Raw genomic sequence first — 24,723 nt, forward strand, 5'->3', positions numbered from 1 at the left:
CACTCTAATTGAAGTGCACTGTTTTTTCTTATGCAAATAAAACTACAAGTCCACCGACGACGAAACAGTAGATGGAAAAGATAATTAAGTTTCCTTTTGCCATGACGTTCATGAACCATTTTAATGAGAAGTAGGAAGCGACAAGTGAGCCGATAAATGCTAATGCATAAGGAATAAGCATGTTCTTAAAGTTCGGGTCAGCGAGAATGTCTTCGATGGCTAGGATAATTCCTCCTAAGCTAACTGGAATATAAAGTAAGAATGAGAAGCGAAGAGCTGTTTCTTGCTTCATTCCAAGTGCCATGGCACCTACAATAGTAGCTCCTGAACGGCTAATGCCGGGGATAAGAGCGATTGCTTGTGACAAACCAACGATAAGCGCATCTCGGAACCTAAGCTGTCCATCACCTTTCGAGCCGCGCAGGTTACGAATAAGATATAATGCGATACCTGTAACAAGGAGCATGGCCCCGATCATACGCACACTTTCATCGAAAATGTCTTCAATTAAGTCCCCATATAATACGCCGATTACTCCTGCAGGAATGGTAGCGATAATTAAGTAAATAATAAACTGGAAATCGCCTTTTGCTTGATTATCACGTGTTTTCATATAGGATAGACCATTCATAGTAAGTCGGAGTAAATCACTGCGATAAATAATTAAGACGGCAACAAGTGATGCGAAATTCACTAATAATTCGAAACTAAAGCCAGGTAAATCGATTCCTAAGTAATGTTGTGCAAGTCCAAGGTGACCACTTGAAGAAATCGGAATCGGCTCAGTGAAGCCTTGAAAAACGCCTAAGAATAGATATTTAAGTAATACATACAGTTTTTCTAAATCCATTCAGATCCCCCGTCCACAAAATGTGTTCGTTTTTCTATTATTTTCATAGCTAAATCCTGTTTCATTAAACACTACAATTTTTCGTTTGTAAAGAGAATTTAGGAGCGTCATCCCGTGAGCTTTTTTTCACCCCCTCTATCTATTAGAAGGGACAAGTAGAAGAAATATGACATATATTTTGAATTTATGCTTTATTTTAGTGATGCATGAAGGTAGTTAATTGATACTTGTACTTATGAAGAATGTTGTTCGGGGTAAGATAAATTCAAAAGGAGGTTTTGAAGATGGGACAACAAAGACAATTTAATCCTGGTGACAAGGCTCCAAACAATGGAATGTACGTGGAAATCGGTGAAACTGGCAGCATGGTTAAGAACCCTCAGCAAATTCATTTAAGCGCTGGAGACAGGTTTCCTGAGACAGCAAATCATAATCGAAAATGGACATATAAGCGTAAGCCATAAATTACATGCCTCCCAATTGCGGGAGGCTGTTTTTTTATGTTTGTTGTAAGGGTAAAGGTAAGTATATTCATTGCATCGAAACGAATTGATTGCCATAATTTATTCTGGATCAACAAATGAAGGGAGATTTTTTTGTGGGAGGTTGGGAGATGAATGAGAGAGAAGAGAGGAATTCTTTCCCGGAGAAACCATGGTTAACAATTTGGACAATGCCGAGGATAACCCTTCGGCGTATTTTTAATAGCAATCCAACAAAGGGGCTTATCCCGCTTGCGGCTTTAGTTGGAATCGGAAGTATACTAGGTCAGGCTTCAGGGCGGGAGATGACGCTGTCAACCTTATTAGCGCTGGCTTTGTTTTTTGGACCAGTTGTTGGAGTTGTGCTGATGTATGGCGGAAGTTGGTTTACATATTTAACTGGGAAATGGCTTCATGGACAAGCCACTCAACAAGAATTGAGGGCTGCATATGCGTGGACAAGTCTGCCGAATATTGCTGCCATTCCAATTGCTTTAACAGAGATAAGTATATTTGGGACTGGTGGTCTTGTAGAAGTAAATATCATGCAGAACGCATTGTATCTGCCTTTTTTATTGTTAGAAATGGTGTTGTTGATATGGGGAATTGTTTTATATGTCATTGGAATTAGTGAAGCGCAACAATTTTCAATTGGAAAAGCGTTGCTTAATATTTTTATTGCTTTTTTTGTGTTGTTACTTGGGCTTTTCATTCTGCTTTTTCTTCTTTTTCCGCTTTTTCAAATGTTTTTCTAAATGAAAGGGGAACGTTGCTTTCTTTATTGAACTCATTATGATTGAAAAAATGTTGAAAATCGATCATAATAATAGTCAAAGAAGGTCAAAAAATATTTGCTCATAAGAGGGAGTGAATGTGGGATGGATATGAATCGTTTTACGCAAAAGTCTCAAGAAGCTGTAATGGATGCCCAGTCACTTGCGGTCAAACATAATCACCAGCAAGTTGATGTTGACCATCTGTTTGCAGCACTTCTTCGTCAAGAAGGAGGACTTACAGAACGTTTATTAAAGCACGCGAACCGCTCAAGCGAACAGTGGATTGAGCGGGTTGAACAAGAGATACAGCGAAAACCTCAAGTTTCAGGTTCTGGTGCAGAAGCAGGAAAGGTCTATGTGACCCAGCGCTTGCAGCAATTATTTGTACGGGCTGAAGAGGAAGCGAAGAACCTTCAAGATGATTACATTTCTGTTGAGCATTTATTATTAGCGATGACTGCGGAAACAACAGGTGTTGGGAAACTATTCAAAGATGAACGTCTATCACATAGTGAGCTATTAGAAGTTGTTTCGAAGGTAAGAGGAGGACAGCGTGTGACGTCGCAAAATCCAGAAGTAACATACGAAGCACTTGAGAAGTATGGCCGCGACTTAGTTGCAGAGGCTCGTTCAGGGAAGATGGACCCTGTTATTGGGCGTGACAGTGAAATTCGTCGGGTCATTCGGATTTTATCTCGAAAAACAAAAAATAATCCTGTCCTAATTGGTGACCCCGGTGTCGGAAAGACGGCGATTGTTGAAGGGCTTGCCCAGCGTATCGTTCGCCGCGATGTGCCAGAAGGATTGAAAGATAAAACAATTTTTGCACTTGATATGAGCGCCCTTGTTGCAGGAGCAAAGTTTCGTGGTGAATTTGAAGAGCGTTTAAAAGCAGTTCTACATGAAGTGAAGAAAAGTGAAGGCCGCATTCTACTTTTCATTGATGAGTTACACACAATTGTTGGAGCAGGCAAAACAGAGGGTGCAATGGATGCTGGGAATATGCTTAAACCAATGCTTGCCCGCGGTGAATTGCATTGTATTGGAGCAACGACTCTTGATGAGCATCGAAAGTATATCGAGAAAGACACAGCACTTGAACGCAGGTTCCAAAAGGTTACCGTAAATGAACCGACTGTGGAAGACTCCATTTCCATTTTGCGCGGTTTAAAGGAGCGGTTTGAAATTCATCATGGTGTGAATATTCATGACCAAGCACTTGTATCGGCAGCTGTGTTATCAGACCGTTATATTTCAGAGCGTTTTCTGCCGGATAAAGCAATTGATTTAGTTGACGAAGCGTGTGCAGTCATTCGTACGGAAATTGACTCAATGCCAAGTGAATTAGACGAAGTGATGCGCCGCATTATGCAGCTTGAAATTGAAGAAGCGGCCTTAAAGAAAGAAACGGATGAAGCCAGCAAGAAGCGACTTGAAACATTACGCAAAGAATTAGCGGACCATAAGGAAAAAGCGAATTTGATGAAAGCTCGTTGGGAAGATGAAAAGAAAGGGATTGAACGCGTCCAAGAGCTGCGTGAAACGTTGGAGAAAGCACGTAGAGACCTAGAAGAAGCAGAAGGAAATTATGACTTAGAGAAAGCTGCAGAGCTGCGTCACGGCAAAATTCCACAGCTTCAAAAGGAATTAAAGGAAGCAGAAGAACTGCATGAGTCGGAACAAGACCAGGAAGGCAGGCTTTTACGTGAGGAAGTAACAGAGGAAGAAATTGCTGAAATTGTTGCAAGATGGACTGGCATTCCAGTTGCTAAGCTTGTGGAAGGTGAACGAGAAAAACTGTTACGTTTGGAAGAAATTCTTCATGAGCGGGTGATTGGTCAAGAGGAGGCTGTTCAGCTCGTCGCAGATGCTGTTATTCGAGCTCGAGCAGGCATCAAGGACCCAAACCGCCCAATCGGTTCTTTCTTGTTTCTTGGGCCGACAGGGGTCGGAAAAACAGAGCTTGCAAAAACGTTAGCAGCTTCACTATTTGATAGCGAAGAACAAATGGTACGAATTGATATGAGTGAATATAGGGAAAAGCATGCTGTCAGTCGACTTATTGGTGCTCCTCCAGGCTATGTAGGTTATGAAGAAGGTGGTCAGCTCACAGAAACAGTAAGACGTAAGCCATACTCTGTTGTGTTACTTGATGAAATTGAAAAAGCGCATCCAGAAGTATTTAATATTTTATTGCAGGCGCTTGATGATGGCCGAATTACAGATTCAAAAGGTCATGTGATTGATTTTAAAAATACCGTTATCATTATGACGTCGAATATTGGTTCGCAAAACTTGTTAGATGGTTTGAATGAAAGTGGAGAGATTACAGAAAGTGCTCGGGATGCAGTTTTTAGCCAATTACGAGCTCATTTCCGCCCGGAGTTTTTAAATCGAGTAGATGACACTATTTTATTCAAGCCGTTAACGAAGCAGGAACTTAAAGGTATTGTGGATAAGCTGACACAAGACTTACAGCATCGTTTAAGTGACCGCCAAATGACACTCAGCCTTACAGAAGAGGCAAAAGTGTTGCTTGCTGAAGAAGGGTTCGATCCTGTATATGGCGCTCGTCCGCTAAAGCGATATATTCAGCGTAAGCTCGAAACACAAATTGCCCGCCGAATTATTGCTGGTGAAATTATCGAGGGCTCCCATATAACCGTGGATGTTGAAGGTGATGAAATTACTTATCAAGTATCATAGTGGTATAGAACGTTCCGATGCTTACGGAACGTTTTTCTTTTTTACTGAAAAATACTTCAATAACAGTTTTTTTCATCATATAATTAAAGGAGGTCGACTATTGAAAGCCAACCTCTTAGTGTCCGCCGCCACTTCCTGCAACGAATGTCATAACAATAGCTCCGATGGCAAGCAGTAGTAAAATAACATTTACAAGTTTCTTTCCTGAATCCTTCTGACCTAGCTGTTTAAAAATAAATAGAAGGCTCACTGCAATTGCTCCGAAAATTAGCCCGCCAATTTGATGTGAAACATGTTCACCACTAGCGACTGCAACGATAAACCACAATGCATATGAAGCAGCTATCCCTATTCCAAGCTTGGTGAGGAAAGGTTGGACTGGTAACTCCATTGTTTTGGAAGATTTCATTTTTTTACTCCTTTCACTGTACAAGAATAAGAAAAGGCTGACTCAAGGAGCAAAAGAAATGCTAACAACCCCTGTGAGTCAACCTCTTGTAAGCGAGAAGAGGATTTATGCCTCTTCTGAAAGCACGCCGTCGCCTACAACTGCAACGACTAACGTAAAGACAACAGCAGCTGTTGTTCCTACTACAATGTTAAAGTGGCCACCTTGCATGCTTGAAACAACATAAGTAACCATTTGGCTCAATAAGAAAGACCAAAAGAAAGTCCAGAAATAACGCATTGTCTATTCACCTCGATTACCACACTTTTTAACCCAATCTTACCACAAGCGCTTACAAAATAGAATGAAAAATTTAGCTTCTTAAAAAAGGATAGATACATGCACTGAAAGAACATATATTGTAAACGCTATCAAATGTTCTTATTCTTCTTTTTCTTTTTTAACGAATTAACATGAAGGTTGTATGGAGTTTATAATTTTTAGTGAAAATAGGATTAGAGTGTACGAGGAAAAAGTTTGAAGAGGGGAGAGAAAAGGTATAATGAATGAAAAATGGGAGGAATTGAAAGCACTGCTTGAGCAAGAGGAGGAGAATTTAACAGATTACGGGAAGAAAACAATCGAATTATTGATGAAAGAGTTTGATTCTCCGTTTGATGCAGTTACAGATGTTTAAATTAGGCAAACCCCCTTGCTTATTTATATTCCAAGCATACATTATAAGTATTACTACTTTAAATGATTAAGGCGAGGGAGAAAAAATGGATTTGAAAAAAGAGATCTTCTCTTTCGGAGGGCAATGGAATGTTGTCCATCTGCCGGAGAAACCAAATGGATTTGCTATTATGCTTATCGGGGATACAAATCATTATGTTGATGAGCAGACAAGTTTGTGGCTGCAAAACCCTGAGCGCCTACAGTTAATCAATCAACTCGTGCAGCAGGGTTATACAATTTTTTATTCTCATCTCTATGGAAGACACTGGGGAAGCGATAAGACTGTTGAATTTCTTAAGCAATTGTATGCTTATATGATTCGTAAGGAAATATTAAATCCTCGAGTGCACCTTCTAGCTGAAGGGATGGGAGCACTTACCGCATTGAAAATGATGGAAAGGATACCAGAGTGGATTCGAAGTGCAGCATTTCTAAGCCCGTGTATTGATTTGAAACAATATTTTTCTAGTGAAAAGAAAAATCGTGTTTTTTATAAAAAGCTTCAAAAGGAACTTGCTGAAAGCTATGAAGTTCCCGAGGAAAAAGTAGCTTCACACATTATTGAGCCATTTTCAATTAAAGATTTCCACAATACGATTCCATTGAAAATATGGCATTCGACAAATCGAACAGCATACCCTGTGTTAGAGCATAGCCGACCATATGAAGCACACCGTGAAGTAATCAATGCACCTATTTCTCTGTCCATCCACTTATTTGAAAAGCGATTCACTATCTATGATGCGATTGGCCGATTTTATCATATTCATGAAAAAAACCTATAGCTTCCTTCTCACTATTGAGGAGGAAGTTTTATTTTTCTTGTTTGTTTCTCGGACTACTAAACACTATTCTTGCATATTGTACACAGGAGGAGGGGTAGTGTGGAAAAATTAGCCGTCATTCATCCGTTAAGCTATATTGGCTATGGAGTGTGTCGTTATTTCGTTGAAAAAGGAGTGGAAGTAAATGCTTACTTCACATCTTCTGAGCTTTCAGAACGAGAAGAGTGGATGTTAATGGACTTTGAACGGAATGCTCTCTTTAGACGTGTCGAACAGGAGAGACAAGCTGAACAGCTACAAGGAAAATGTCTCATTTATTGTCTTGTTGATAATCCAGCGAGTCATAATGATGTGCAAAAGTGGTGGAGTAAATGTGCAAAAGCTCGCTCGAAATTTATCTTATTATCAAGTTATGAAGTGTTTGGGGATCATCAAAAGGTTGTTGATGAAGATACCCTACCTGAACCGACAAGTCAATTTGGTCAACAAATTCTTTCAATAGAAGAGGGTCTCCAATCGACAGAGGCATTAGAGTGGTTAATTATTCGTATTCCCAAGCTTATTGGTGAGTGGAATGATGAGCAAATGCTAAGGGAATCAAATGATGCTTTATATATTTTAGATGCCGCCCAAGGGATAAAGGAAATTATGGATAAATCATATTCTAATGAAGTCGTTCACTTAACAAATAGTCAGTTTGAAAATCGGCGGGCACTTTCCTTGAAATATACCTACTCACCAAACATCACAATAGACCAAGCCATAAAAAAACAAAAAGAACACATTAGAAAACAACAAAAACTTTTCTAATAAATGCTTATTCTTTAACAACTGAACCGTATTTTTCCTTTCCTTTATACTTTCAAAAAGGTAGAATACGATTAGACAAAGATCAGATGAGCATTGTTCGGTAAGGGGGAAGGGGAATGAAAGCTGTACAATCTTTTCTTGCAATAATTCTTATTGTAACGACAGTTCTTATAACGGGTTGTTCGCAAGCGCAGATGAATATAGATGCTCCAAAGGTTGGGCTACTAGTGCCTGAAACAATCAATGATCCTGTATGGGGAAGTAAAGGGTATAAAGGGCTTCTAAAAATTCAATCCGACTTAGGAGCGGAAGTATTTTATAAGGAAAATGTTGAAACAGTTGCGATGGCAGAAGAAGCGATTAAAGAATTTCAAGACAAAGGTGTCGAGCTTGTATTTGGGCATGGGAATGAATATGAGCCGATCTTTATGCAATTAGATAAGAAGTTTCCAGATCTTCATTTTGTATATTTTAATGGAACTGAAACATCTGATAACATTACAAGTGTCCAGTTCAATGCCTATGCGATGGGCTTCTTTGGCGGAATGGTTGCAGGAAAGATGACGAAGAGTGACCGTGTTGGGGTAATTGCAGCCTATGGATGGCAGCCAGAAGTTAAAGGATTTCGAGATGGCGCAGAATATGAAAATAAAGATGTTAACGTTTCGATCCATTATACCGAGAATTGGGATGATAAAGAGAACGCATTAAAACATCTAGATGAAATGCTCGTTGATGGAGTGGATGTTTTCTATCCTGCTGGGGATTTATATAATATTCCGGTCATTAAGCGTGTGAAAGAAGAAGGCTTATATGCGATTGGCTTTATTTCAGAGCAATCTGACCTTGGGGAAGCAACTGTACTGACAAGTACGGTACAGCATGTTAGTGATGTATATAAAATTCTTGCTGAAGATTATATGAAAGGTGAATTAAAATCAGGTGTTGTAACTCTGGACTTCCAAGAAGACGCTATTTCGATGGGAAAATTTAGTCCTGAGGTACCTAAATCTTATAAAGCTGAATTGAAACAACAAATTGAAAAATATCGAGAAACCGGTAAGCTTCCAAATGAAAATTGAAAAAAACTTGATTTTAAAAAAGAAGATTTAGTATTTTATAAGAGAAAGAAGTAGATAGCTGTTGATTAGAAAAATAATTGACAGTTGCGTATAATTATAAGAGTAAATAGGGGAATTTGAGGTGAAAATAATGAACCAACAAGATTTAAATATGAAGTTTATGCAAATTGCGATGAACCATTTACCAGAAGCAAAAGCGATGCTTGATCAAAAAGGGATCGAGGTAAATATGGAGAATTTACAGCCAATGCTAGAGATGCTCATGAAAGTAATGACAGAAGCATATGAGCTTGGCAGAGAAGAAGCAATTCAAGAAAAAGAGGAATAAATAGAGAAGAAGCAGAAAAGGAATAATGAACCCTTTTCTGCTTTTTTAATTATATAGGGGAAAAAGGATAGTAGGTGATGCATCAGTCGCTTGATTCAGAGTGATTTTTCATATAAAATTAGCACCAAGTCATAATAATTGATCATAATTATAAAAAGGAGTTGCTGACATGAATGCAGGTATTCTCGGGATGGGGCGTTATTTACCTGAACGTGTAGTGAAAAATGAAGAGCTTGAGCAAATGATGGAAACAAGTGATGAATGGATTCGAACTCGAACAGGGATCGCGGAAAGACGCATCGCTTCAGATGATATTGGTACAGCAGATATGGCTTTCTACGCGGCAGAAGAAGCCTTGAAAAATGCTAATATCAAAGCTGAAGAAATCGATATGATTTTAGTTGCAACCGTAACGCCTGATAATCCCTTTCCTGCAGCCGCTTGCTATGTCCAAGAACGATTAGGTGCATATCAAGCAGCAGCAATGGATTTAAGTGCAGCATGTGCTGGCTTTATGTATGGTATTGTTACTGCAAAGCAATTTATTGACACTGGTACATACAAAAACGTGCTTGTAATCGGCTCTGAGAAGCTTTCAAATATTGTGGATTGGAAAGATCGAAACACAGCTGTTTTATTTGGAGATGGAGCAGGGGCTGCTGTAGTTGGACCTGTTTCACACGGAAGAGGTATCCTTTCCTTTGAGCTAGGTGCAGATGGAAGAGGCGCAGATTTCTTGTATCAAGATGAGCATGTGATGATGAAAGGCAGAGAAGTATTTAAGTTTGCTGTTCGGCAAATGGGAGAGTCTGCAATAAGTGTTATCGAAAAAGCTGGCCTAACAAAAGAAGATGTTAATTTCTTAATTCCACATCAGGCAAACATTCGGATTATGGAAGCTGCGAGACAACGATTAGAACTACCAGAAGAAAAGATGGCTAAAACCGTAACAAAGTATGGAAATACCTCATCTTCCTCCATTCCGATTGGACTTGTAGAAGAACTTGAGAATGGTAAGATAAAGGATGACGATGTACTTGTAATGGTCGGATTTGGTGGCGGCTTAACATGGGGTGCGATTGTATTAAGATGGGGCAGGTAATTTCGTAAAACACCTTGAAGTAAATACATTAAAGAATAGATAACAAAGGAGCGTACAGATTATGGAAAAGAAACGTGTAGTTGTAACTGGTTTAGGGGCAGTGACATCACTTGGGCTTGATGTTGAAACAACTTGGAAGCGCATTATTAATGGGGAGTCAGGCATCGGAATGCTAACGAGAGTAAAAGCTGAAGATTTCCCTGCAAACGTAGCAGCAGAGGTTACAGATTTTGACCCGACAGCATACATGGACCGCAAAGAAGCTCGTAAAATAGACCGCTTTACGCAATTTGCAATGGCAGCATCTTTTGAAGCTGTTAAAGATGCAAACCTTGATATTAATGATGAGATTGCACCACGTACAGGTGTATGGATTGGTTCAGGAATTGGCGGAATGGAAACACATGAACAGCAATTTAAAATTTTCCAAGAAAAAGGCTATCGTCGAGTAAGTCCTTTCTTCGTACCAATGATGATTCCAGATATGGCCGCAGGACAAGTTTCCATCGCATTAGGTGCAAAAGGAATTAACTCTTGTACGGTTACGGCTTGTGCATCTGGAGCGAACTCAATTGGTGATGCCTTTAAGGTTATCCAGCGCGGGGATGCTGATGTGATGATTACAGGCGGTACAGAAGCGCCGATCACGTCTATGGCAGTGGCAGGCTTTAGTACAGCGCGTGCTTTGACTTTTAATGATGATCCAGCAAAAGCAAGCCGTCCATTTGATAAAAACCGTGACGGATTTGTAATGGGTGAAGGCGCAGGAATCATTGTTCTTGAATCATTAGAACACGCACAAAAACGCGGTGCGAAAATTTATGCTGAAATTGTTGGATACGGGGCTACAGGTGATGCTTATCATATTACAGCACCAGCTCCAGGTGGTGAAGGCGGCGTTCGTGCGATGAAGCAAGCGATTGAAGATGCAGGCCTTTCTCCTGAAAACATTGATTATATGAATGCTCACGGTACAAGTACGGAATATAACGATAAATATGAAACAATGGCTGTTAAAGAAGTGTTTGGTTCATATGCAGAAAAACTTGCGATTAGCTCAACAAAATCAATGACAGGCCACTTACTTGGTGCTGCAGGCGGTATTGAGGCGATTTTCTCTGTAAAAGCTATTACAGATTCAATTCTTCCGCCAACAATTAACTACGAAACACCAGATCCTGATTGCGATCTTGATTACGTGCCAAATGAAGCGCGTCAGAAAGAAGTAAATGCTGTTCTTAGTAACTCCCTTGGCTTCGGTGGCCACAACGCTACACTTGTCTTTAAGAAGTTTATGGACTAAATTAAAAAAACCGCTTCTCCATATTTAGGAAGCGGTTTTTTGCATATTTAGCTATTTGATTCGCTGTCTTCGTCATCTTTTTTGGCAGCTGTTTTTTCATCTGTTTTATCGTCATTGAAGAACTCTTGAAGTGCTTCTGCGTTTTGTTCTTTATCTAGTGTAAGCACTGAACCTGCATGTCCTACGTATGAATCCCCGAATGAGCCATCCACTGGGACACGCATTGTGTCAATGTTTTCTGGTGTATTTAAGAAAAAGTCTTTTCCAAGACCTAGCATTGCAGTCTTAGAGATGTTTGTTTCAATGTATGGGTCAATCATTCCGAGCATTCTTGGTAACTTCAATGCTCCTTTTACACTAACAATCTCATCTTTTACAGCTTGAATGACTTGCTGTTGACGTCGAACGCGACCGAAGTCACTTTCTGCATCATGACGGAAGCGAGCATAGTGAAGGAGTTGTTCGCCGTCTAGCTTTTGTTCACCTTCTTTAAGGTCAATGAACAAGCCGCCAGCACGGTCTGTATATTGCATATCTTTCTCGACGTCAATTTTAACCCCTTTAGGAGCGACTTCATCTACGATTTCTGTAAAACCATCGAAATTAACCATCGCATAATATTCAGTGTCGATTCCGAAGTTTTCTTTTATCGTTTGGCGAACAAGCTCAGGTCCGCCCATTGGTAAGGCTGCATTGATTTTATTTTGGCCATGTCCTGGAATTGAAACATAGCTATCGCGCATGATTGAAGCAATCTTCGCTTTGTTTGTTTTTGGATCGTATTGGGCAATCATGATTGTGTCTGTTCGTCCTTTGGCATCTCCTTTACCGTCTGCGCCAAGTAAAAGAATGTTCACTTTACCCATGTTATTAACTGCCCCGTTAAATTCTTCAAGATCTTCTTTATCTGTGCCCCCCGGCAACAGACTGCCATTTTCTGCAGCAAGGTTCTGCCCTGCTTGGAATTCATAAACGCCGTAACCAAGTACTACTGCAAATAACAGGAGAAAAAAGAAGAGGACTTTTGACTTCTTTTTCTTCTTGCGTACTTTACGACGCACAATTCTCGATGATGACATAGTGTTTGTTCACCCTCTCTAACGTCCCAAAACTAATTTACCGTTATTTTTTTATTTCGTAAAGTAAATTCTAAAAATCTATTAAATTTTTGCTCGACACCTCTTTACATTCATAACATACATTATAGATGGAGAAGGGGTGTGATACAATGTCTGTCCAACAAACAGACCGCTGGTTGACGGAATATGTGAAGCAAAAATCACGTCGTAGGAATCTGTACGATCTCCACCGTAAGTTTCTCTGTGAACGAATTACTTGTTGCTTTCATGATGCACATCCAGAAGAAATTCAGAACCATCTTATTCAGCATGGAATGTTTTCCCCCGCAGAGAATATCGACAAAAATCTACAAAAATTAATCGAAAAAAAATGCTGGAGAATAATCCAGGATGAATACTACCAGCTTCAAACCAAATGGAATGGTCCAGATGTGCAAATTTACATTTATCCATCTGCTCAAAATGTTCGCCTTCTTCGTAAATTTTTTAAGGGTAAAAGCGGGTTGGCATATCCTGATGGTTTGTTCCTGTTTGTCTCTCCGACAAATAGTGAAGCTGAATGGCGTGCCTTGCTGACACATGAGTATCATCATGTTTACTATATGAATAAAAAAGGGCATGAACTAACATTGCGCGATGTGATCCTAATGGAAGGAATGGCTGAATATGCAGTACGAGAACGACACGGAGAAGATTATTTAGCACCGTGGACTTCACTTTATAAGAAGGAAGATGCACAGCGCATATGGAAGCAGTATTTAGAGAAATTTCAAGAGCTAGCCCCAGACCATCCATCCTTTAGAAAGCTCCTGTATGGAGGAGAAGGTGTGCCGCGTTGGGCTGGGTATTTTGTAGGTTATCATCTTGTTTCAAGCTATGTATCAAATAAGAAAATGAGTGCCGATAAATTGATTGAAATTCCAGCTGAACGGTTTTTACAAAACAAAGAATGGGTATAAAGAACGTAATAAATTGAATTGTTCGGCTGCAAACTTAAGGCATAGCGGTAAGCCTGTAAATCTTGCCGCTGCTTGTTTTTCACTACTATTCATTATCCAAAACGCATACTGTTTCTTCTGCTTCATAGAATGAATAAAAAGTGGACAGGCAGGGGAAGAAAATGCTTACCAAAAATATGGAAGTAGTAGACATGCTTGTTGTGAATAGCCAATGATATTTCGGTTGTTTCTTTATAGTATTGGTTTTGGATTAGCAGTAACAGGCGGGATAAGCATCATCGCCTATCTAAACCTGTTGACAATCGGCCACGACTTTACGGAATATTTGCTCTTTCTTACTAGGAAATTTGAATGTTATTTACTCCCGATCGGCCTTATTTGTATTTGGTTAAGTATCTATTGGCCATTAAAGGAAAAGTAAATTCAAAACATTTCTTTAAGTGGAATAAATTGTGTTAAAGCGGACATACTTAAGGATACATACTGATGAAGTGAGGGGAATGAGCATGTTATATCTACATGACGTATGGGTCAACTGGTTTGAAGGCGAAGAGAACGGCTATAACGTCTGTCCGTTCCACGAATGGCGTAAAACCGATTCCGTCGAACTTCTTGATCGAGTACCTCTTCTAAAAGTACATACACCATTATATCATTATATCGAAAACGATTTATCAGAATTACCAAAGAAGCTGCTTGAGGACATCTATCAAAAGAGTTTTGCGAGAAGAAATCATGAACGTGTACAGCTTGAATATTGCTTTGTAATCACAGATGGTACAGGTATTCTTGCAGTCGATACAATTGGTTACACACTGCCTATTCGAAAAAGCCGCCTAATCCCACGACAAGAGCAGGTTGTATACGAAATGATTGAAAATGAAGAGTATGTGGAGTATTCGTTTACAGAAGATGAGTTTATGAAGGAATATCACATTCTTTCACCAGAGCCCGTTCTTATGAAAGGACTTACTCGTAAAGAAAGACAGTTGAAGCAACTGCTATTTATGGCGCTTGATCAATTGAAAACAACTCAAAACCCAGCACAAATTCGCTACTGGTACACAGAATGGAATCCAGAGAAATACGATGAAATTCAAGCATTGAGCTTCCATGATATTTGGGTGCGCATGTATCAAGAAATGAAAAAAGGCTGGACAGACCGCCACGAATTAATTTGTGAGGGGTTAATAAAAGGGCAGCCATTCTTTGAAAAGCTATGGGAAATTGAACAAGGTCAAACAGTGAATTAATACAAAAAGGCAACCGTTATGGCTGCCTTTTTTTGTTGTGGAGAGTGTGGTTCAACCGAGCTTGTCGCTTTTATCGTCTTTTTCTCCCTAGACCTACAGCGTTCATTGCTTTACGCAGTGTGCGTGAGGCTGTACGGTTCGCTTTCTCCGCACCATGGTCTAAGATTTCATCGAGCTTATCTGATTCCATTAAGTTGTAGTACTTTTCTTGGATTGGTTTTAAGACATTGATAACAGCCTGTGCTGTATCTGCTTTGAAATCCCCGTATCCCTTGTTCGCGTAAGCTTCTTCAAGCTCTTCAATTGAACGGTTGGCGCAAATTGAATAAATGGTAAGCAAGTTTGAAATTCCCGGTTTATTTTCTTTGTCAAAACGGACAATTCCATCTGAGTCTGTAACTGCGCTTTTAATTTTCTTTTCGATTTTTTTCTCATCATCAAGCATAGAGATAAATGATTTTTGGTTATCATCTGACTTACTCATTTTTCTCGTTGGGTCTGTAAGAGACATAATGCGTGCGCCAACTTTTGGAATTTCGACTTCTGGGATTGTAAATACTTCAAGGTTACGGTTATTAAAGCGTTCTGCTAAGTTACGCGTTAACTCAAGGTGCTGTTTTTGGTCATCTCCGACAGGTACGACATCGGTATTATATAGAAGGATATCAGCTGCCATTAGTGGTGGATACGTTAACAAACCAGCTGAAACGCCTGCTTCTTGTTTTTGAGATTTATCTTTAAATTGTGTCATTCTTTCTAATTCGCCAATATAGCTTGTGCATTGTAAGATCCATCCGAGTTGTGCATGTGCCGGCACTTCCGATTGGATGAAAAGCGTCGACTTTTCTGGATCAATACCTGACGCTAAATATAATGCAGCAAGAGATCGGATGTTTTGACGAAGCTTTAAACGGTCTTGTGGAACGGTAATCGCATGTTGGTCAACAATACAGAAGTAGCATTCATTTCCTTCCTGCATATGAACAAAGTTTTTCATTGCCCCAAGGTAGTTCCCAAGCGTTAGTGTTCCACTTGGCTGGATACCGGAAAAAATCCTTTTCATTTCTTGTCACACTCCATTTAAATAGTTTTTTGCATATAAAAAGGCCCATTCATCCCCATAAAAAATAGGGACGAATGGACCGTGGTGCCACCCTAATTATCCTTGAATGACTCAAGGATCACTTACCCAGTACAAAATTATACTGTGCCCAGGATATCGCGCGGGCTGTCACGCCAAAGCCTACTAATGAATAGTCACGTTCAGTTTGGATGCTCGAAAGTCCATTCAATTTCGTTCGACTGCTTGTTTTCACCAACCACAAGCTCTCTATAAGTGAGACGAAATTTACTACTCTTTCTCATCGCATATTGTTCGAATCATATTTTGACCTCTATATTATAGCGAAAACAAGTAAGATGTTCAAATTGTTACAGAACTTGATTGAGGGTTTAAGTTTGAAAACTAATATTGCTGAATTCGCATACTTAATTTCGAATTTCGGAATACTATATTTTATAATATCATTACATGTAAGCGTTTTATTTTGCGTGAGAAAGACTAACATCTTGAAATTTTTTGTTGAAAATAACGGAATTATGTGTGTATAATGAAATCAGTTAATTTTGTTAAAGATTCGTTAACAAATCATTAACTTTTTACGTTAATCGCAGGGGAATGATCGGATTGCTTAAATTAGACCAAACAGATTTACGAATTTTGCAATCGTTGCAAGCGGATGGACGTAGACCATATACAGATATTGCTAAGCAATATGGGATAAGCGAAGGGAAGGTTCGCTTTCGGATTAACCGTATGATTGAAAACGGTGTGTTTGAATTTGTAATTCACACAAATCCAAACAAAATTGGTCTACATGTTCAAGCAATCATCGGAATTGTTACGAAAATCGGATTTCGTGACAAAGTAGCTATGGATTTGGCTAAGTTTAAGGAAGTTCGATTTGTGGGCGCATTCGCAGGAAAGTATGACATTATGATTCAAGCATATTTTACAAGCAATGAAAAACTCGTTGAATTTACAGACTTATACTTGTCAAAGGTAGAGGGAATTGAAAAATCAGATGTTTTCTTAGAGTTAAAAGATTACAAAGATTCATTCTCATACATTGACTTGGCAAGTGAGCAGCAATAATTTTTTTATAATTCAAAATGTCAGAATCTTAATGCTTGTCATTCGATTGTGCATTGAAGAAAAACGGTCACAAGTTGGACAACCTTTAAGGAGGTGATAGGCCGGTAGCAGCAGGAACAACGCAATACTTAGCTTTTATGAACGATTAATAAATTTATCAAAGGGGGAAAAGGTGCATGAAGAAAAGATTATCATTTTTGTTTAGCCTATTGCTTGTCTTTTCATTAGTGCTTTCCGCATGTTCTGGCGGTGGCGGTAATGAAGGCGGTGGAGATGAAGGAAACGCTGGTGAAGGTGGCGGTGAAGCACCTGAGCAAGTTTTCAAAGCTAACATTGTTACTGAGCCGTTCTCACTAAATCCGAGCTTGGCAAATGACTCAACTTCAGGCTCTGTATTATTACAAACATTTGAGGGCTTAACACGCATTAATAATGAGGGTGAACCTGAAAATGCAATGGCTTCTGAAATTCAAAAGTCAGATGACTTAAAAACTTACACTTTCACAATTCGTGAAGATGCAAAATGGTCTAACGGTGACCCTGTTACTGCACAAGATTTCGAATTTGCTTGGAAATGGGCTCTAGACCCAGCAAATGATGCACAATATGCATACCAACTTTACTACCTTACAAATGCTGAAGCAGCAAACAAAGGTGAAGTTTCTACTGATGAAGTTGGTGTAACTGCAGTTGATGAAAAGACATTAAAAGTTGAGTTGAATAACCCAACTCCTTATTTCCTTGAACTAACTGCTTTCTATACTTATTTCCCAGTTAACAGCAAAATTGCTCAAGAAAATGACAAATGGTACACAGATGCTGGTGAGCTTTACACTTCTAACGGTCCTTTCAAAATGGTTGAGTGGGAGCATAACAATAAAATCACTCTAGAACCAAATGAAAACTATTGGGATAAAGATGCTGTTAAGTTAGAGCGTATCGAATTGGCGATGATTAACGACTTTAATACTGAGCTTAATATGTTCCAAAACGGTGAGCTTAACTGGGCTGGACAACCATTAGGTGAAATTCCAGTTGAAGCAATTCCACAATTAAAGCAAGAAGACAAATTAAATGTTGAACCTATTGCAGGTACTTACTGGTACAAGTTCCACACTGAGAAAGAGCCATTTAACAATGTGAATATCCGTAAAGCATTTGCTTATGCAATTGACCGTAATGCAATCGTAGAGAACATTACAAAAGCTGGTCAAATTCCAGCGATGGCAGCAGTGCCACCAACAATGTTCCCTGAAAATGAAAAAGGTTACTTCGAAGATGCGAATTTTGAAGAAGCTAAAAAGTTACTAGAAAAAGGTATGGAAGAGCTTGGCTATAACAGCGTAGAAGATTTCCCAGAAATTAGTCTTTCATATAACACAAACGAAGCACATGCAAAGATTGCACAAGCAATCCAAGATATGTGGAAGAAAAATCTTGGTGTAGAAGTTACACTTGACAACGCTGAGTGGGCTGTTTACATTGAGAAGCTTCACCAAGGAGATTATCAAATTGGTCGTATGGGTTGGTTAGGTGACTTTAACGATCCTATGAACTTCCTTGAATTGTTTAAAGAAAAAGGTGGAAACAACGATACACGCTGGCACGATGAAAAGTTTGCTTCTTTACTAGAGCAATCTCAAACAGAAACAGATGCTGAAAAACGTAAAGAAATGTTAAAGCAAGCTGAAGAAATTTTTATGGAAGCAATGCCAGTTGCGCCTATCTATTTCTATACTAACCCTTGGGTACAAGATGAAAACCTTAAAGGTGTAGTAATTTCAGGTCTTGGTGATATTCAGCTTAAGTGGGCTTATTTCGAATAAGTCGATGACCACCTGTAAGGTATATGGGGAGTCTCCTCATATACCTTATATTCTGCATAAAAGCAGTTTGTTATAAATTGGAGGTGTATCCAACGTGTTAAAGTATATCGGCAAGCGGCTGTTATATATGCTGCTGACGCTTTGGTTAATCGTTTCTGTTACCTTTTTCTTAATGCGCGCAGCGCCCGGCACACCATTTACAGGGGAAAAAGAGTTGCCGCCAGCAATTCAAGCTAATTTAGAAGCTTACTATGGCTTAGATAAGCCTTGGTATATGCAATATGTAGATTATCTTGTTTCTGTTGCACAATGGGATTTCGGTCCATCATTTAAGTATAAAGGACAATCAGTTAATGATTTAATTAGTGATGGTTTCCCAGTTTCATTCATTCTAGGTATGGAATCTATCCTACTAGCATTAGCGCTAGGTGTATTACTAGGTGTTATTGCAGCACTACGTCATAATAAATGGCAAGATTATTCCGCGATGATAATCGCTGTACTTGGCATCTCGGTACCAAGCTTTATTATGGCCTCGGCATTACAGTATTTCTTAGCAATTAAAATGGATATTTTTCCTGTTGCACGGTGGGGGACATTTATGCATACGGTTCTACCCGCACTTGCACTTGCCTCAACACCGATGGCATTTATCGCACGTTTAACTCGTTCAAGTATGCTTGAAGTTTTAAGCAATGATTACATTAAGACTGCAAAAGCAAAAGGTTTGAATTCTTCCGAAATAACAATACGACATACAATTCGTAACGCAATGATGCCTGTTGTCTCATATATGGGACCATTAATTTCCGCAATCCTAACAGGTAGTTTCGTTATTGAAAAGATCTTTGGTATTCCAGGACTTGGGATGCACTTTGTAACAAGTATTACAAACCGTGACTACTCCGTCATCATGGGAGTAACGGTATTCTTTAGTGTACTTTTACTAGTATCCATCCTTCTTGTCGATATTGCATACAGCTTGATTGATCCGCGTATCAAGTTAGCGGATAAGAAGGGAGAGTAAACGATGCAACAATTACCTAAAGAGCTGTTCGAACAAGTCGGTACAAATACATCTGATTCCGAAAAGATATCTCGTCCAAGTATTTCCTTCTGGAAAGACGTTTGGATGCGATTTAAACAAAATAAATTAGCAATGTCAGGGATTATCTTAACTGCACTATTAGCATTTATGGCGATTTTTGGACCATATATGACGCCTTATGATTATGCAACAAATGATTTGATTAACTCGAATCAACCACCATCTGGAGACCATTGGTTTGGCACAGATGACCTTGGTCGTGACGTGTTTACGCGTGTGTGGATCGGAGCACGAATCTCACTATTTATTGGACTAGCTGCTGCTACAATTGATTTGTTTATTGGCGTTATCTGGGGTGGACTGAGTGGTTACTTAGGCGGCCGTACAGATGAGTATATGATGCGTTTTGCTGATATTCTTTGGGCAGTACCATACTTACTATTAGTTATTCTATTAATGGTTGTATTTGAACCAGGTTTGGGCACAATGATTGCTGCAATGACCATTACCGGTTGGATTAACATGGCCCGGATTGTTCGTGGACAAGTTCTTCAATTGAAAAACCAAGAATATGTAATGGCTGCTCAGACATTAGGTGCAAGTACAAAACGTATTATGGCAAAGCATTTAATCCCGAACACAATGGGACCAATCTTAATTACGATGACACTGACGGTTCCAAATGCAATCTTTACAGAGGCGTTCTTAAGCTACTTAGGTCTTGGTGTACCAGCGCCGCTAGCGAGTTGGGGAACGATGGCGAGTGAAGGTGTGCCCGCATTACAATACTATCCTTGGCGCTTATTCTTCCCGGCAACATTTATCTGTTTAACCATCTTCGCATTTAACGTAATCGGTGACGGTCTGCGTGACGCGCTGGATCCGCGACTTCGTAAGTAGAAGGAGTGTAAAGACAAATGGAAAAAGTTTTAGAAGTAAAGGACCTGAAAATCTCATTCCATACGTTTGCAGGTGAAGTGCAAGCGGTTCGTGGTGTGAACTTTCACGTAAATGAAGGGGAAACATTAGCAATTGTTGGGGAATCGGGTTCAGGTAAGAGTGTAACCACTCAATCAATTATGCGCTTAATTCCAATGCCCCCAGGTGAAATTAAAGACGGCGAAATCTTATTCCAAGGTGATGACCTTGTAAAGAAGACAAATGCCCAAATGGAAAAGGTGCGCGGTAAAGATATCGCGGTTATCTTCCAGGATCCAATGACTGCATTGAATCCAACAATGAAAGTCGGAAGACAAATCATGGAAGGGATGATGAAGCACCGCAAAGTTTCTCAGTCAGAAGCGAAGAAACGTGCAATTGAGCTGTTGAACCTTGTTGGTATCCCTTATCCTGAAAAACGTGTCGATCAATATCCACATGAATTTTCTGGTGGTATGAGACAGCGTGCAATGATTGCGGTAGCATTATCCTCTGATCCTAAGCTATTGATTGCCGATGAACCGACAACGGCACTTGATGTAACAATTCAAGCGCAAATTTTAGAGTTATTGAAGGATATTCAGAAGAAAACGAATACGTCCATTATCTTCATTACCCATGACCTTGGCGTCGTAGCAAATGTAGCAGATCGTGTTGCTGTTATGTATGGTGGGAAGATTGTTGAAACAGGAACAGTAGATGAAGTGTTCTACAATCCTAAACATCCTTATACGTGGGGACTTCTTGCTTCAATGCCGAGCTTGGATACAGATGATGGAAAGCTTCAGGCTATTCCTGGCTCTCCGCCTGATTTAACAAATCCTCCAAAAGGTGATGCATTTGCAGCGCGTAATCCGTACGCCATGAAGATCGACTTTGAAATGGAGCCACCTATGTTTAAAGTGAGTGAAACTCATTATGCGGCTACATGGCTTTTACATGAGAATGCACCAAAGGTAGAGCCTCCAGAGATTGTGAAGAAGCGTATGGAGCATTTCAAGGAAAAGGCTGGTGAGCGATAATGGCCCAGAACCAAGACGTACTACTGGAAATTAAAGAATTGAAGCAGTACTTCGGCAAAGGTGATCAAGTCGTTAAAGCTGTAGATGGTCTGACGTTTAACATCTTTCGTGGCGAAACATTAGGTCTAGTAGGCGAATCTGGTTGTGGTAAATCTACAACAGGTCGTACGATTATTCGCTTATATGACGCCACAGGCGGTGAAGTTTTTTTCAATGGTGAAAATGTGCACGGTAAAAAATCGAAGCAAGAGTTGAAGAAATTCAACCGTAAGATGCAAATGATTTTTCAGGATCCGTATGCATCTTTGAATCCTCGTATGACAGTCGCCGACATTATTGCCGAAGGAATTGATATTCACGGTCTTGCAAAAGGTAAAAAAGACCGTATGGAAAAGGTCTATGAATTGCTTGAAACAGTTGGATTGAACAGAGAGCACGCGAACCGCTATCCACATGAATTCTCAGGTGGTCAGCGTCAGCGTATCGGGATTGCACGTGCTCTTGCAGTTGAACCAGAATTTATTATTGCTGATGAACCGATCTCAGCACTTGATGTATCGATTCAAGCGCAAGTTGTTAATCTGATGAAAAAATTGCAGCAAGAAAAGAACCTAACTTATTTGTTTATTGCGCATGACTTATCAATGGTAAAATATATTAGTGACCGTATTGGTGTAATGTACTTCGGGAAATTAGTCGAGCTTGCAAACAGTGAGGACTTGTATAAGAACCCATTCCATCCATATACAAAGTCACTGTTGTCAGCTATCCCGCTTCCTGACCCGGATTACGAGCGAAACCGTAAGCGTGTCACATATGATGTTGAGAAGCATCGCAAAGAAATGAATGGTGAAGAAGCTGAATTCCGAGAAGTGAGCCCAGGGCATTGGGTATCATGCACAGAATCAGAATTCGAGAGCTACAAAAGAGAATTAAAGCAATAATTTAAAAAGCTCATCTGTTAAGTAGATGGGCTTTTTTGCTTTTTTAAAAATGAAGAGAATCTTATATTACCTTCATTCATTGCACTTTCTACACAATTTAGAAAATTCCTTCTTTTTAAGGAGGAAAATTTGTGTGTTAGTATCCAGTGAATGTGGAAATGCACACTAAATTCTGAACGTCCAATATAATCCAATATAAGGTGAAAAGAAAATTTTTTCAGCTATAAAGTACGGATAACTAGACTAAAGTGCTCATAAATATATAACAAAAGTTGTTATCAATGGAGCAAATATGAATTTTTGCTTTTTTTGGTCGAAAAATGTCTTATAATGAGAAGAGAAACTAAAAAAGATGGGAGACAGGCGAAATGGGGAAACATCGTACTACTTACATCATGTTCATCTTCTCTGCCTTCATTGCACTTTTAATCGCTGGCGTACCCTCGGTTAATGCTGCAGATGATAAAGGGATGCCTGCTGCAGTGCACAGTAAGAAGCAATCCAAAATTACAGTGCGTGATGTTCCAGAATCAATGAAACGCTTTAAATACGATTCTGGGCTTAGTTTTGAGTATCCAGATGCTGTTCGTGGCGCTTATTTAACAGGACACACTGCAGGTGGATACAAGACGTACATGGATTATAAGAATGGCGAACGTGAGACGTTAACAACACCAGGAAGAAAGTTTGGACATATTGTCGAGAAAACTGAGAAAACGGATTTGAATGCAGTTGTCATCGATATTAAAGATGACTGGGGGAACATTACATATGTTCCGCCAAAGGATTCACCACTTCATAAGTACGGAAAGCCTTATATTAATGAGCCGCGTAAGATGCTTGAGTATCTTGAGAAGAAAAAGATTTATCCAATTGCGCGTATCGTTGTTTTTAAGGATTCTGTGTGGCCGAAAGAGCGCCCAGACCTTTCTTTCCGTAAGAATGGTCAAGTGTGGACAAACGGCCGTGGAGAATCATTTGTAAACCCATTCTTAGCAGAAGTTTGGGAGCACAATGTTCAAGTAGCAAAAGAAGCAGCAAAGCTCGGATTTAAAGAGATTCAGTTTGATTATGTTCGCTTCCCAGAAGGCTTTGAAAAACGCGATGATACACTAGAGTATTCAATGGGAGAATACAAAGAAGTGGACATGAATAATGTACAAAAGCGTGTAAAAGCGGTAACAGATTTTGTTGCATTTGCTGAAAAAGAGCTCGACCAATACGATGTTGATGTATCAGTTGATATCTTTGGCTATACAGCAACATTGCCAGAGGCTCCAGGGATTGGCCAAAATTTCACGAAGATTTCACAGCATGTTGATGTCATTTCTTCAATGATTTATCCAAGTCACTGGACATCATACTTTAATATCGCAAAGCCTGATCTTGAGCCGTATCGACTTGTGTCAGAGTATGCGAAGGTTGAAAACAAAAAGCTTGCTGAATTAGAAAATCCGCCTACATCAAGACCGTGGATTCAAGACTTCACAGCTTCTTATCTAGGTTCTGGCAACTATCGAGTATATGGTAAAGCAGAAGTAGAAGCCCAGATCCGTGCCTTAAATGAGCAAGGGATAAAAGAATATTTACTATGGAATGCAGCGAACAACTATACAGAAAATGTGGATTATACACCACAATAACAGAAAGAGCCCTCTCGCCGATTCGAGAGGGCTCTTTTCATTTATTTTTGGCTTCCGCCAACAGCGTTCCAGCCTGTTTGTGTTTTATCAGATTGGTCGACATTTTCATTTTGCTTACCACGCCCAAAAATTTTAAGGCCAATCGTGCTCGAAATGACACCAACTGTGGCTGTAATACCAACAATTAATAATGCTAGTAATGTAAAGTCAAATAACATACTGCCCATATGTATCCCCCTTATAATGAAATCGCTTTCGAAAACACAAATGAGATTCCAAAAAACGTTACTTCTCTCTTCATTGTATGCCATGATTAGCAGAAAGAAAAGAGGGTTAAGCTATTTATTATCATCTCCGCTCATTGGCAGGAGCTTTATCTAAGTAATGCTTTGCAGGGGTAGGAAATTACGAATAATTCCGACAATATTAAAGGAAATCGACGCATTTAGATGAGTTAATGGGCTGTTTGGGGTCAAGCGGTTGAGGGTATTTACAATACTGGTTA

26 protein-coding genes and 1 other annotated feature are annotated in these 24,723 nt (G+C 39.6%); of the genes, 20 read left to right on the plus strand and 6 right to left on the minus strand.

Translation table 11 applies throughout. From position 1 onward, the window contains the following. Positions 1-28 precede the first annotated feature (28 nt). Complete coding sequence (locus LC040_01280; protein WLR51565.1) at positions 29-850, minus strand: undecaprenyl-diphosphate phosphatase; 822 nt, start codon at positions 848-850, stop codon at positions 29-31. A 284-nt stretch (positions 851-1,134) separates the two neighbouring features. Between LC040_01280 and LC040_01285 the strand changes: the two genes are divergently transcribed. From LC040_01285 to clpB, 3 genes are all read left to right on the plus strand, one after another. After that, positions 1,135-1,314: a YjzC family protein gene (locus LC040_01285; GenBank protein WLR51566.1), complete on the plus strand. Its 180-nt coding sequence runs from the start codon at positions 1,135-1,137 to the stop codon at positions 1,312-1,314. A 149-nt stretch (positions 1,315-1,463) separates the two neighbouring features. Beyond that, positions 1,464-2,087 (plus strand): Yip1 family protein, encoded by a 624-nt coding sequence (locus LC040_01290; protein ID WLR51567.1) that lies wholly within the window; start codon positions 1,464-1,466, stop codon positions 2,085-2,087. Between the two features lie 123 nt (positions 2,088-2,210). After that, the gene (clpB, locus tag LC040_01295; GenBank protein ID WLR51568.1) at positions 2,211-4,814 is read left to right on the plus strand and encodes an ATP-dependent chaperone ClpB; all 2,604 of its coding nucleotides are present in this window, start codon (positions 2,211-2,213) and stop codon (positions 4,812-4,814) included. A gap of 115 nt (positions 4,815-4,929) precedes the next feature. Here the strand turns inward: clpB and LC040_01300 are convergent, their stop codons facing one another. Then, complete coding sequence (locus LC040_01300) at positions 4,930-5,223, minus strand: hypothetical protein (protein WLR51569.1); 294 nt, start codon at positions 5,221-5,223, stop codon at positions 4,930-4,932. Between the two features lie 105 nt (positions 5,224-5,328). Next, entirely contained in the window at positions 5,329-5,502 is a 174-nt protein-coding gene (locus tag LC040_01305; GenBank protein WLR51570.1) for a YjzD family protein, read from the minus strand. Between the two features lie 262 nt (positions 5,503-5,764). Between LC040_01305 and LC040_01310 the strand changes: the two genes are divergently transcribed. From LC040_01310 to fabF, 7 genes are all read left to right on the plus strand, one after another. Beyond that, positions 5,765-5,899 (plus strand): hypothetical protein, encoded by a 135-nt coding sequence (locus LC040_01310; protein ID WLR51571.1) that lies wholly within the window; start codon positions 5,765-5,767, stop codon positions 5,897-5,899. Positions 5,900-5,984: 85 nt separating this feature from the next. After that, positions 5,985-6,725: an alpha/beta hydrolase gene (locus LC040_01315; GenBank protein WLR51572.1), complete on the plus strand. Its 741-nt coding sequence runs from the start codon at positions 5,985-5,987 to the stop codon at positions 6,723-6,725. A gap of 99 nt (positions 6,726-6,824) precedes the next feature. After that, positions 6,825-7,535 carry a hypothetical protein gene (locus LC040_01320; GenBank protein WLR51573.1) on the plus strand — a complete coding sequence of 237 codons (711 nt, stop codon included), beginning with the start codon at positions 6,825-6,827 and terminating at the stop codon, positions 7,533-7,535. A gap of 116 nt (positions 7,536-7,651) precedes the next feature. Continuing rightward, a complete protein-coding gene (locus LC040_01325; GenBank protein WLR51574.1) occupies positions 7,652-8,617 on the plus strand; it encodes a BMP family ABC transporter substrate-binding protein in 966 nt (321 codons plus the stop codon). Positions 8,618-8,747: 130 nt separating this feature from the next. Further along, positions 8,748-8,945: a ComZ family protein gene (locus LC040_01330; GenBank protein WLR53166.1), complete on the plus strand. Its 198-nt coding sequence runs from the start codon at positions 8,748-8,750 to the stop codon at positions 8,943-8,945. 169 nt (positions 8,946-9,114) lie between these two features. Continuing rightward, complete coding sequence (locus LC040_01335; GenBank protein ID WLR51575.1) at positions 9,115-10,047, plus strand: beta-ketoacyl-ACP synthase III; 933 nt, start codon at positions 9,115-9,117, stop codon at positions 10,045-10,047. 61 nt (positions 10,048-10,108) lie between these two features. After that, positions 10,109-11,350 carry a beta-ketoacyl-ACP synthase II gene (gene fabF / locus LC040_01340; GenBank protein WLR51576.1) on the plus strand — a complete coding sequence of 414 codons (1,242 nt, stop codon included), beginning with the start codon at positions 10,109-10,111 and terminating at the stop codon, positions 11,348-11,350. Positions 11,351-11,397: 47 nt separating this feature from the next. Here fabF and LC040_01345 read toward each other — a convergent pair whose 3' ends face one another. Next, on the minus strand, positions 11,398-12,429 hold the full coding sequence (locus LC040_01345) for an LCP family protein (protein ID WLR51577.1): 1,032 nt from the start codon (positions 12,427-12,429) through the stop codon (positions 11,398-11,400). Between the two features lie 149 nt (positions 12,430-12,578). Between LC040_01345 and LC040_01350 the strand changes: the two genes are divergently transcribed. The 3 genes from LC040_01350 (at position 12,579) to LC040_01360 (ending at position 14,641) form a co-directional block, all read left to right on the plus strand. After that, on the plus strand, positions 12,579-13,388 hold the full coding sequence (locus tag LC040_01350; protein WLR51578.1) for a DUF2268 domain-containing putative Zn-dependent protease: 810 nt from the start codon (positions 12,579-12,581) through the stop codon (positions 13,386-13,388). A 211-nt stretch (positions 13,389-13,599) separates the two neighbouring features. Next, positions 13,600-13,809 carry a hypothetical protein gene (locus LC040_01355; protein WLR51579.1) on the plus strand — a complete coding sequence of 70 codons (210 nt, stop codon included), beginning with the start codon at positions 13,600-13,602 and terminating at the stop codon, positions 13,807-13,809. An 85-nt stretch (positions 13,810-13,894) separates the two neighbouring features. Further along, positions 13,895-14,641, plus strand: a complete 747-nt coding sequence (locus LC040_01360; GenBank protein ID WLR51580.1) for a YjbA family protein — start codon at positions 13,895-13,897, stop codon at positions 14,639-14,641. 70 nt (positions 14,642-14,711) lie between these two features. On the opposite strand, the gene trpS is transcribed toward LC040_01360, so the two are convergent. Beyond that, complete coding sequence (trpS, locus tag LC040_01365) at positions 14,712-15,704, minus strand: tryptophan--tRNA ligase (GenBank protein WLR51581.1); 993 nt, start codon at positions 15,702-15,704, stop codon at positions 14,712-14,714. 63 nt (positions 15,705-15,767) lie between these two features. Then, positions 15,768-16,015, minus strand: a binding site (T-box leader). Positions 16,016-16,328: 313 nt separating this feature from the next. On the opposite strand from trpS, the gene LC040_01370 reads away from it, so the two are divergent. From LC040_01370 to LC040_01400, 7 genes are all read left to right on the plus strand, one after another. After that, entirely contained in the window at positions 16,329-16,796 is a 468-nt protein-coding gene (locus LC040_01370) for an Lrp/AsnC family transcriptional regulator (protein ID WLR51582.1), read from the plus strand. Positions 16,797-16,972: 176 nt separating this feature from the next. Next, a complete protein-coding gene (locus LC040_01375; protein WLR51583.1) occupies positions 16,973-18,622 on the plus strand; it encodes a peptide ABC transporter substrate-binding protein in 1,650 nt (549 codons plus the stop codon). Positions 18,623-18,716: 94 nt separating this feature from the next. Next, entirely contained in the window at positions 18,717-19,649 is a 933-nt protein-coding gene (locus tag LC040_01380; protein ID WLR51584.1) for an ABC transporter permease subunit, read from the plus strand. 3 nt (positions 19,650-19,652) lie between these two features. Next, complete coding sequence (locus tag LC040_01385) at positions 19,653-20,570, plus strand: ABC transporter permease (GenBank protein ID WLR51585.1); 918 nt, start codon at positions 19,653-19,655, stop codon at positions 20,568-20,570. A 17-nt stretch (positions 20,571-20,587) separates the two neighbouring features. Beyond that, a complete protein-coding gene (locus tag LC040_01390; GenBank protein WLR51586.1) occupies positions 20,588-21,631 on the plus strand; it encodes an ABC transporter ATP-binding protein in 1,044 nt (347 codons plus the stop codon). After that, positions 21,631-22,575, plus strand: a complete 945-nt coding sequence (locus tag LC040_01395) for an ATP-binding cassette domain-containing protein (GenBank protein WLR51587.1) — start codon at positions 21,631-21,633, stop codon at positions 22,573-22,575. Before LC040_01390 ends, LC040_01395 begins: the two co-directional genes overlap by 1 nt. 368 nt (positions 22,576-22,943) lie before the next feature. Further along, positions 22,944-24,218: a putative glycoside hydrolase gene (locus LC040_01400; protein WLR51588.1), complete on the plus strand. Its 1,275-nt coding sequence runs from the start codon at positions 22,944-22,946 to the stop codon at positions 24,216-24,218. A gap of 41 nt (positions 24,219-24,259) precedes the next feature. Here LC040_01400 and LC040_01405 read toward each other — a convergent pair whose 3' ends face one another. After that, positions 24,260-24,445, minus strand: coding sequence for a hypothetical protein (locus LC040_01405; protein ID WLR51589.1), 186 nt, complete (start codon positions 24,443-24,445; stop codon positions 24,260-24,262). Positions 24,446-24,723 lie beyond the last annotated feature (278 nt).

Origin of the sequence: Bacillus tianshenii (genome assembly GCA_020524525.2) — a bacterium.
Lineage (GTDB): Bacteria > Bacillota > Bacilli > Bacillales > Bacillaceae_N > Bacillus_AV.